Source organism: Actinomadura rugatobispora (genome assembly GCF_042656285.1).
Lineage (GTDB): Bacteria > Actinomycetota > Actinomycetes > Streptosporangiales > Streptosporangiaceae > Spirillospora > Spirillospora rugatobispora.
The window spans coordinates 23,549-32,273 of sequence record NZ_JBHSON010000118.1; the positions used below are offsets into that span (position 1 = coordinate 23,549).

The following is an 8,725-nucleotide window of genomic DNA, read 5'->3' on the forward strand; positions in this document are numbered from 1 at the left end:
GGTCACCACGCCGACCAGCCGCCGTCGACGTAGACGATCTGGCCGGTCATGTAGCGGCCGGCGTCGGAGGCGAGCAGCAGCAGGGGGCCGTCCAGGTCCTCGCCGGGGACGCCGAGCCGGCCGAGCATCGTCCGCTCGGTCATCCAGCGGAGCCGTTCGGGGTCGTCGCCGAGCGGCGCGGTCATCTCGGTCGGGTAGAACACGGCGGGGGCCAGGCAGTTGACGGTGACGCCGTACGGGCCGAACTCGGCCGCCATCGACCGGGTGAGGTTGCCGACCCCGGCCTTGGACGCGTAGTACGCCGACTCGGGCACGGGCCCGACTCGTTCGGCGTACACGGTGGAGAAGTTGACGATCGCGCCGCGCCGCCGCTCCACCATGCGGCGCCCGGCGGCCCGGTTGAGCAGCCAGGTCCCGGTCAGGTTGACGTCCAGGACGCGCCGCCACTCCTCCAGGGAGGTGGCGAACACCTCCCGGCGCAGCATCACCCCGGCCGCGTTGATCAGGACGTCCAGCCTGCCGTCGGGGTCGGCGGCGTGCGCGACCAGCGCCTCCACCTGGTCCTCGCGGGTGGCGTCGAAGCGCAGCGCGCGGGCGCGGGCGCCGGACTCCTGGAGCAGGCCGAGGGTGGCGTCCAGGTCGGCGCCGCGGGCGGGCAGGTCGGCCACGACGACCTCGGCGCCGCGGCGGGCCAGGGCGAGGGCGGCGTGCGCGCCGAGCCCGCCGCGCGCGGCGCCGGTGACCAGCGCCCGGCGGCCGGTCAGGTCGAAGATGTCCCCGGTCATGCGGCGGCTCCCGCGCGCAGCCCGGCGCGGCGGCCGAAGACGGCGGCCTTGCCGATCGAGGTCCCGGTGACGTACCCGGCGCCGTGGAGGCCGCCGACGACCTCCCCGGCGGCGTAGAGACCAGGGATGACCTCGCCGAACACGTCCAGGACCCGCATGTCCGGGTCGATCGTCAGTCCGCAGTAGGTGGCCAGCACGACGGCCGTGGACGGGTGGGCGTAGAACGGCGGGACCGCGATAGGGACGGGCGCGCCGACGCCGCCGGACAGCGTGGCCCGGCCGAACGGGTCGGGCCGGCCGCTCTCGATCGCCGCGTTGTACTCGGCGACCGTGGCCTCCAGCGCGTCCGCGGGGACTCCGATGTCGCGCGCCAGTTCGGCGAGGGTCGGCGCGGTGTGCAGGAGCCCGTTGCCGGTGCGGGCGGCGAAGTCGTAGATGGGCACGGACGGGTCGGAACGTTCCATGACGGCCGCGTCGAAGATCTGGAACGCGATGCCGCCGTCCCGGTCCAGGCAGGCGTCACCGACCTCCTTGTACGGGAGGGACTCGTCCACGAACCGGCGCCCGGACCGGTCGACCGCGATCGCGCCCTTGTAGATCGCCAGGATGCCGGTGCCGCCCTCGGCCCCGTCCGGGTCGGGATGGATGCCGAAGGTGCCCTTGATGTACGGGGTGTCGATCACTCCGGCGCCCGCCTTCCAAGCCATGAGCAGCCCGTCGCCGGTGCTGCCCTCGGCGCCGCCGCGCAGCGCGCGGCCCATCCGCGGGGCGAACCGGTCCAGCAGTTCGGGGTTGCGGGAGAAGCCGCCGGACGCGAGGACGACCGCGTCCGCCCGCAGCTCCTCGCCCCCGGTGGTGCGGACGCCCCGCACGGCGCCGTCCTCGACGATCAGCCGGTGCGCCCCGGTGCCGGGCCGGAACGCCGCGCCCAGCGACCGGGCCCGGTCCAGGAGCGTGCGGACCAGGACGCGGGTGTCGGTCGGGTGCGAGCGCGGGACGCTCTGCCCGGACGCGGCGTGCACCTCGCCGTACACGATCCCGAGCCCGCGCAGCCACCGGTAGGTGGCGAGCTGGTCGGAGCAGTAGACCTCCACCAGGGCCGGATCGTTGCGGTGCCGCCCGGTCTCCAGCAGGTCGCGGCGGAGCGTCGCGGGGTCGTCGGCGATCCCGGCGACGGCCTGCTCATCGGTCCCGGCGAACGCCGACAGGCCGGCGCTCAGCACGGTGCTGCCGCCGATCTCCGGCCGCTTCTCCAGGATCGTGACGCGCGCCCCGCCCTCGGCGGCGGCCACGGCGGCGGCGAGCCCGGCGAGCCCGGCGCCGACGGCGACGACCTCAGCGCTCACCCGCGTACCTCCGCTCGATCTCGGTGTACGCGGCGAGCCCGAACAGCGACTGCCGGTCGGCCCACGGCAGCAGCAGCTCGGCGCGGCTGCGGGTCTCCCCCTTCGCACGCAGGTGCGCGAGCGCGTCGCGGCCGGCGTGCATCATGCTGCGCATCAGGTAGTTGGCGAACAGCGCGACGCCGAACCCCAGCTCCTCCAGCTCCGCCACGCTCAGCTCGGGCGTCTTGCCGCCCTCGACGATGTTGGCGACCAGCGGGACCCCGGCCAGCTCGCGGCCGATCGTCCGCATCTCCTCGACGGTGCGCGGCGCCTCCACGAAGATCACCTCGGCGCCCGCGGCGGCGTAGGCGCGGGCCCGGTCGATCGCGGCGTCCAGGCCGAGCACGCCGCGCGCGTCGGTCCGGGCGATGATCAGCGGGCCGGTGGCGCCGCGGGCCGCCACGGCGGCCTCGATCTTCCCGGTCATCTCAGCGGCGGAGACCAGGTGGTGCTCGTCGAAGTGGCCGCAGCGCTTGTCCAGGACCTGGTCCTCCAGCTGGATCGCCGCCGCCCCGGCCGCGTCCAGCAGCCGCACGGTCCGCATGACCGACAGCGGCCCGCCGTAGCCGGTGTCGGCGTCCACCACCAGCGGCAGGCCGGTGGCCCCGGCGAGCCGCTGGACGTGGTCGGCGACCTCGCGCTGCGAGATCAGTCCCACGTCCGGGACCCCGAACTGGGCGTTGGCCAGCCCGGCGCCGGTCAGGTAGGCCAGCTCGAACCCGGCCTCCTCGACCAGCCGCAGCCCGGCGGCGTCGGTGACGCCGGGCGCGATCACGGTGCGGCCGGACGCGAGCAGCGCGCGCAGGGCGGCGCGGCGTTCCTCCGGGGTCGGGCCCGGCAGCACGGCGTGGCTCACAGGTGCACCGCCGGAGAGTTCTCCGCGCCCAGGGCAAGCGCGCCGGCCGCCTGGCCGAGCGGGTCGGCCAGCAGGAACGCGTGCCCGATCGCGGCGGTCACGTCCTGGAACCGCCGGTGCAGGGGGTGGTCGGTGTAGGCGGTGCGACCGGACGAGGCGCGCATCAGCCGGGTCACGGCGGCCCCCGCGTCCTGGGCTGCGCGGGCCAGGTCGTAGCGGTGCCGGGCACGCAGCGCGCGGTCCGGCCACTCACCCGACTCGGCGACGGCCGTCAGCTCGTCGGCGACGCGCCGCAGCTTGAGCAGCCCGGCGTCCACGACGTAGGCGTTCTCGGCGGCGTGCAACTGGACGAGCGGGTCGTCGCGGAGCATGCCGCCGTAGTTGGAGCGGCGGCCGCGGGTGGCCTCGGTCCAGGCGTCCACGAAGCCCTGCGCGGCGCCGAGCGCGCCCGCCGCGATGATCGCGTTGAAGACGACGGCCCAGGGCAGCCGGTACAGCGGGCCGGAGTTGACCTCGCGGCCGGGCAGCGGCGTCCCCAGCAGGTAGGTGTAGTCGACGTGCGACTGCGCGCGGCGGGCGGGGACGAACGCGCCGTCCACCACGATGTCGTTGCTGCCGGTGGCGGCCAGCCCGGCGGTGTGCCAGGTGTCCTCGATCGTGTACTGGTCGCGGTCCAGGATGACCGAGACGAAGTCGGGGACGGGCGTGCCGTTCCAGGTGCGCCCTCCCGCGATGCCGCCGAGGATCACCCCGTCGGCGTGCAGGCAGCCGGAGGAGAACGACCAGCGGCCGGAGACCCGGTAGCCGCCGTCGACCGGTTCGACGGTGCCGGTGGGCGTATAGGAGGAGGCCACGGCGCGGTCGGGGTCGGTGCCCCAGATCTCCCGCTGGGTCTCCTCGGGGAACAGCGCGATCTGCCAGGGGTGGACGCCGATGACGGCGGTGACCCAGCCGGCGGCCGGGGAGGCCCGGCCGATCTGGACGACGGCGTCGAGGAACTCCGCCAGCGGCAGTTCCGCGCCGCCCCAGCGGGCGGGCTGCAGGGCGCGCAGCACGCCGGTGTCCACGAGCTGTTTCCAGGCGAGGTCGGTGAGCCGGCGCTGCCGCGCGCCCGCCGCGTCCTCCGCGGCGAGGACGGGCCCGGCGGCCCGTACGGCTTCGGCGAGTGACATGGCGATCCTTTCTGGGCACGCGAAGGCCCGTACTTCGAGCAAGAAAAAAGGGGGGTCAGGAGGCGAGCGGCGCGCGGTAGCCGCCGTACCCGCCCCGGTAGAAGATCAGCGGGCCGCCGGCCTCCTTCACCCCCATGTCGACCACGCGGCCGAGGGCGAGGAAGTGGTCGCCCGCCTCCTGCACGCGCTCCAGCCGGCAGTCGATCCAGGAGATCGCGTCGTCCAGCACCGGGGAGCCGGTGGCGCCCGGCTCCCAGCCGAGGGCCGCGAACTTGTCGGCGCCCCGCGTCGCGAACAGCCGGCACACCTCCTGGTGGTCCTCGCCCAGCACGTTGACGCAGAACCGCCCGGCCGCCCGGATCCGCGGCCACGTCGTCGACCCCGCGTCCGGGAAGAAGCCCACGAGGGCGGGCCGCAGCGACACGGAGGTGAACGAGCCGACCGCCATGCCGACCGGCTCCCCCTCGTGCACGGCCGTCACCGCCACGACCCCGGTCGGGTAGTGGCCGAGCACCCGCCGCATGGCCTCCGGATCGATCTCTGACATCGGACGCCCCTCTCAGAACGCGCCGCGCACGAAGCCGTCGACCAGCCGCGCGAACATCTCCGGGTACTCGATCTGGCTCCAGTGCCCGCAGTTCGGCACCACGTGCAGCCGCGCGTTCGGGATGTTCCGCGACAGGTAGAGGCTGACCTCCGGCGGGACGATCCGGTCCTCGCGGGCCGCGATCACCAGCACCTCCTGCTCGATCCTCGCCAGCTCGTCCGGCTGCCAGCCGATCCGGCCCCCGGCCGAGAAGTCGAAGGTGGCCAGGTGCGAGCGGCGCACGTCCTCGCGGGTGGCCCGCGGGATCCGCGCCGCCGCGATCTCCCTGAGCCGGTCGCCGAACGCGGCCGGGTCGTGGACGAACAGCGACAGCAGCTCGGCCATCGCCTCCTCGGTCGGATCGTCATAGAAGTCGATCAGCTTGACCAGTCCGGGCAGCGGCTTGAGATCGGGCATCCCGCCGCTGCCCATGAGGATCACCTTCTCGATCCGCTCCGGCCGCTCCAGCGTCATGGCCAGCGACATCTGCCCGCCGTAGGAGTTGCCGACCGGGATGACCTTCTCCAGGCCCAGCGCGTCCAGCAGCGCCCACGTCGCCGCCACCCGCAGCTCGGTGAACGCGGCCATCCCGCGCGGCGGCGGGTTCGGGTGGTCGGAGTCGCCGAAGCCGAGCGTGTCGGGGGCGACGCAGTAGTAGCGGTCGCCCAGGTCACCGATGAGCCGCTCCCAGTTCGACAGGCCGGTGACGCCCGGCCCCGAACCGTGCAGGAACAGCAGCGGCGTGGCCGACGGGTCGCCGGCCGTGCTGACGCGCAGGGTGCGGTCCCCGGCGCGGACGTCGCTCGTGGTGATCGCGGCGGGCATCAGGCGCTCTCCTTCGGCTGGTTGAAGATGGCGAAGGGCAGCACGTCGCGATGCTTCGTGCCGCGATGGCCCCAGATCTTCGTGCTGGTGTAGGTGGCGGGCTCCCACAGCGCGTCGTCCACGACCACGCCGCCGTGGCCGTACTCCAGGTGGAACCCGCCGGGCGTGTAGAGGTAGAAGGAGGTCGTCCGGTCGTTGGTGTGCCGGCCCAGGGTCAGCACCACGGGCACGTCCCGCTCCTCGCACAGGTCGTAGGCGATGCCGACGTCGTCCAGCGAGGCCACCTCGACCATCAGGTGCTGGAAGCCGCTCGCGCCCGGCACCTCGGCGATCGCCAGCGAGTGGTGCCGCCCGTTGACGTGGTAGAACTGCGCGTTCAGCGGCGGGTCGACGATCCGGTCCGACAGCTTGAAGCCGAGCACACCGGTGAAGAACGCGTTCGCCTCCGCCAGGTCCGGCACCACCAGGACGGCGTGGCCGAGCCCCTGGGACCCGGTGACGAAACCGCCGCCCGCCATGGCCCGCCCCGGGCGGAACGACCCCGGGTGGCGGTGCTGCCCCCACGACAGCTCGTGCCGGTTGCCGAACGGGTCGACGAACCACGCCAGCCCGGCCACCCCGCGCTCCCCGGCCAGCTCCCGATCGCCCTCGTGGACGGCGATGCCCTGGTCGCGGACACGCCCCGCGACCTCCGCGAGCGCCTCGGGGGTGCGCACGCCCCAGCCGAGGTACTCCAGGGCGTGCTCGTCGCCGGGATGGATCGTCAGGCGGTGGTCGGCGTCGTCCACGCGCAGCCGCACCGTCCCGTCCGCGCCGCGCGAGGCGACCTGCATGCCGAGCACCTCGGGACCGAACGACAGCCACTCCGCGAAGCCGGGCGAGGAGAAACCGATGTAGTCGAGCGACTGGATCACAGCTGGACCTCCAGGGGTGTCGCGCCCAGCTCGCGGGCGGCGTAGGCGAGCCCGACAGCGTCGGGGACGAGGAAGGCGTGGCCGAGGGCGGCGACGATGTCCTGATAGCGGGAGTGCAGCGGGTGGTCGAGATAGGCGACCCGGCCGCTGGAGATCCGGTAGAGGTCGCCGATCGCGTCGCCGGCCAGCTCGCAGCCGCGGTTGACGTCCCAGCGCAGCCGGGCGCGCTCGCCCTTCTCCATGTGCCGCCCGGTCTCGCCGGCCTCGGTGATGGCGACGGCGGCGGCGCGCATCTTGGCGATCGCGGCGTCCAGGGTCCAGTACGCGTCGGCCAGGTGCTTCTGGACGAGCGGGTCCTCGCCGACCGTGCCGCCCCAGTTGGCCTTACGGGTGCGGGTGATGCGGGTCCACTCGTCCAGGAAGCCCTGTGCCATGCCCAGCGTCGGCGCCACCAGCACGAGGTTGAACAGCGTCGCCCACGGCAGCCGGTAGCGCGGGCCCGGGTTGCTCTCCTGGCCGGGCGCCTTGACGTCGGGCCGGTACTCGTAGCGCAGGTGGGACAGGAACCGGCGGGCGGGGATGAACGCGTCCTCGACCACGATGTCCTTACTGCCGGTGCCCCTCAGTCCCGAGGTGTGCCAGGTGTCGTCGATGCGGTACTGGTCGCGCAGCAGGATCAGTGAGCCGTAGTCGGGGAAGGTCTGGCCGTCCGCCTCGATCGTGCCGGCGTTGCCGCCGAGGATCACGCCGTGCGCGTGGTCGCAGCCGGAGGAGAACGACCAGCGGCCGGAGACCCGGTAGCCGCCGTCCACCGGGACGACGGTGCCGGTGGGCGCGTACGAGGACGACAGCATGCGGGACGGGTCCTCGCCCCACAGCTCGGCCTGGGTCTCCTCGGCGAACATCGCCGACTGCCAGGGGTGGGAGCCGATGACGCCGGCCACCCAGCCGGCCGCGGGCGCGACCCGCGCGACCTCGAAGACGGCGTCGAGGAAGTCGGGGAGCGGAGCCTCGCCGCCGCCCCAGCGGGCGGGCTGGAGCGCGCGCAGGACGCCGGTCTCCAGCAGGTGTTTCCAGGTGGTGCCGGTCAGCGCGCGGTCGCGTGCGGCGAGGCGTTCCTCCGCCGCCAGCTCCGGTGCCAGCGCCCGCACCCGGTCAGCGATCGTCATGGACGACCCCTCTCGGATCTGTAATGGGTGCTCCACCCTGTAGTAATCGCTACAGGATTTTCGCGTAGCCGAAACGTACGCCGCGACGCGGTGTGATAGCAAGAGGTCCGTGGCACCCAAAACCGACAGGCGCACCCAGCACAGCGCGGAGTCCAGGCGCAGGATCCTGCGCGCGGCGGCCGAGATCTCGGCCGAGCGCGGCTACGACGGGACCAGCGTGGCCCTGGTGACCAAGCGCTCGGGGCTGCCCGCCAGCTCGGTCTACTGGCACTTCGGCAGCAAGGACGAGCTGCTCGCCGAGGTGATCGAGCACAGCTACCGGGAGTGGCTGCCCGACCGCCCCCGCTGGGAGCCGCCCGAGCCCGGCACGGACCGGATCGACCACCTGCGCCGGGCGCTGCGCGAGGCCGGGCAGAGCTTCGCCGAACGTCCCGAGTTCATGCGGCTCGGGCTGATGCTGCTGCTGGAGCGCCGCGCCGAGGAGCCCGCCGCCCGCGCCCGCTTCCAGCGGATCCGCGAGGAGATGCTGGCCGCGATGGGCGAGTGGTGGGCCGCCGTCCTCCCACCCGACCTGCTGGAACGCCGTCCCGAGGTGCCCGCGCTGCTGGCCCGTCTCAACATGGCCGCCTCGGACGGCCTGTACGCGATGTCCGCGGCCGAACCGGACACCCTCGACATCGACGCCCTCCAGGAGCTGCTGGCCCTGGCCCTCGACTCGGTCGCCGACCGGCTCGCCCGCGAGGTCGCCGCCGACCTCTGAGTCCATGACGGGTCCATGGACCTGCTGCTCGGCGTCGACATCGGAGGGCGTGCTGGTCACGCCCGAGGGCGAGGTGGTCGCGACCGCGTCCGGCGAGCCACTGCGCCCGGCGATCCTGTCAACTGTTGTGATCGTGTCCGGAGGCAGGTGCGAGCGGAGCGAGAACCTGATCGCGGAGCGAGCCGCCAGGCGAGTTCGGAGCGATGCGGCGATCGCCGCACACCCTGACGAGCGGCATGTCACCCGGCATGGGGTGGGGCTTTTCGGTTGGAG

Annotated in this window: 10 protein-coding genes; 2 read left to right on the plus strand and 8 right to left on the minus strand. The window is 73.8% G+C overall.

Annotated elements, in window-relative coordinates:
- Positions 1-2: 2 nt before the first annotated feature.
- From ACFPZN_RS49310 to ACFPZN_RS49345, 8 genes are read right to left on the minus strand one after another with little or no spacing between them, the layout of a single operon-like run.
- Positions 3-785 (minus strand): SDR family oxidoreductase, encoded by a 783-nt coding sequence (locus ACFPZN_RS49310; RefSeq protein ID WP_378290921.1) that lies wholly within the window; start codon positions 783-785, stop codon positions 3-5.
- Positions 782-2,131, minus strand: coding sequence for an FAD-dependent oxidoreductase (locus ACFPZN_RS49315; protein WP_378290923.1), 1,350 nt, complete (start codon positions 2,129-2,131; stop codon positions 782-784). The genes ACFPZN_RS49310 and ACFPZN_RS49315 overlap by 4 nt, the downstream gene beginning before the upstream one ends.
- Positions 2,121-3,026, minus strand: coding sequence for an isocitrate lyase/PEP mutase family protein (locus tag ACFPZN_RS49320; RefSeq protein ID WP_378290925.1), 906 nt, complete (start codon positions 3,024-3,026; stop codon positions 2,121-2,123). Before ACFPZN_RS49320 ends, ACFPZN_RS49315 begins: the two co-directional genes overlap by 11 nt.
- Positions 3,023-4,198 carry an acyl-CoA dehydrogenase family protein gene (locus ACFPZN_RS49325; protein ID WP_378290928.1) on the minus strand — a complete coding sequence of 392 codons (1,176 nt, stop codon included), beginning with the start codon at positions 4,196-4,198 and terminating at the stop codon, positions 3,023-3,025. Before ACFPZN_RS49325 ends, ACFPZN_RS49320 begins: the two co-directional genes overlap by 4 nt.
- Positions 4,199-4,253: 55 nt before the next feature.
- Positions 4,254-4,745 carry a flavin reductase family protein gene (locus ACFPZN_RS49330; RefSeq protein WP_378290930.1) on the minus strand — a complete coding sequence of 164 codons (492 nt, stop codon included), beginning with the start codon at positions 4,743-4,745 and terminating at the stop codon, positions 4,254-4,256.
- Positions 4,746-4,757: 12 nt separating this feature from the next.
- A complete protein-coding gene (locus ACFPZN_RS49335) occupies positions 4,758-5,609 on the minus strand; it encodes an alpha/beta fold hydrolase (RefSeq protein WP_378290932.1) in 852 nt (283 codons plus the stop codon).
- Complete coding sequence (locus ACFPZN_RS49340) at positions 5,609-6,523, minus strand: VOC family protein (protein ID WP_378290934.1); 915 nt, start codon at positions 6,521-6,523, stop codon at positions 5,609-5,611. The genes ACFPZN_RS49335 and ACFPZN_RS49340 overlap by 1 nt, the downstream gene beginning before the upstream one ends.
- Positions 6,520-7,692 (minus strand): acyl-CoA dehydrogenase family protein, encoded by a 1,173-nt coding sequence (locus ACFPZN_RS49345; protein ID WP_378290936.1) that lies wholly within the window; start codon positions 7,690-7,692, stop codon positions 6,520-6,522. Before ACFPZN_RS49345 ends, ACFPZN_RS49340 begins: the two co-directional genes overlap by 4 nt.
- 109 nt (positions 7,693-7,801) lie before the next feature.
- Here ACFPZN_RS49345 and ACFPZN_RS49350 point away from each other — a divergent pair, with 109 nt between their 5' ends.
- The gene (locus ACFPZN_RS49350; protein WP_378290938.1) at positions 7,802-8,452 is read left to right on the plus strand and encodes a TetR/AcrR family transcriptional regulator; all 651 of its coding nucleotides are present in this window, start codon (positions 7,802-7,804) and stop codon (positions 8,450-8,452) included.
- Positions 8,453-8,501: 49 nt separating this feature from the next.
- A partial coding sequence (locus ACFPZN_RS49355; RefSeq protein WP_378290940.1) for a hypothetical protein occupies positions 8,502-8,725 on the plus strand: 224 nt, incomplete at its 3' end.

Excerpts from the sequence above, each read along its gene's own strand:
- ACFPZN_RS49325 (WP_378290928.1), bottom strand. The coding sequence starts at position 4,198 with ATGTCACTCGCCGAAGCCGTACGGGCCGCCGGGCCCGTCCTCGCCGCG.
- ACFPZN_RS49310 (WP_378290921.1), bottom strand. The coding sequence starts at position 785 with ATGACCGGGGACATCTTCGACCTGACCGGCCGCCGGGCGCTGGTCACC.
- ACFPZN_RS49345 (WP_378290936.1), bottom strand. The coding sequence starts at position 7,692 with ATGACGATCGCTGACCGGGTGCGGGCGCTGGCACCGGAGCTGGCGGCG.
- ACFPZN_RS49335 (WP_378290932.1), bottom strand. The coding sequence starts at position 5,609 with ATGCCCGCCGCGATCACCACGAGCGACGTCCGCGCCGGGGACCGCACC.
- ACFPZN_RS49330 (WP_378290930.1), bottom strand. The coding sequence starts at position 4,745 with ATGTCAGAGATCGATCCGGAGGCCATGCGGCGGGTGCTCGGCCACTAC.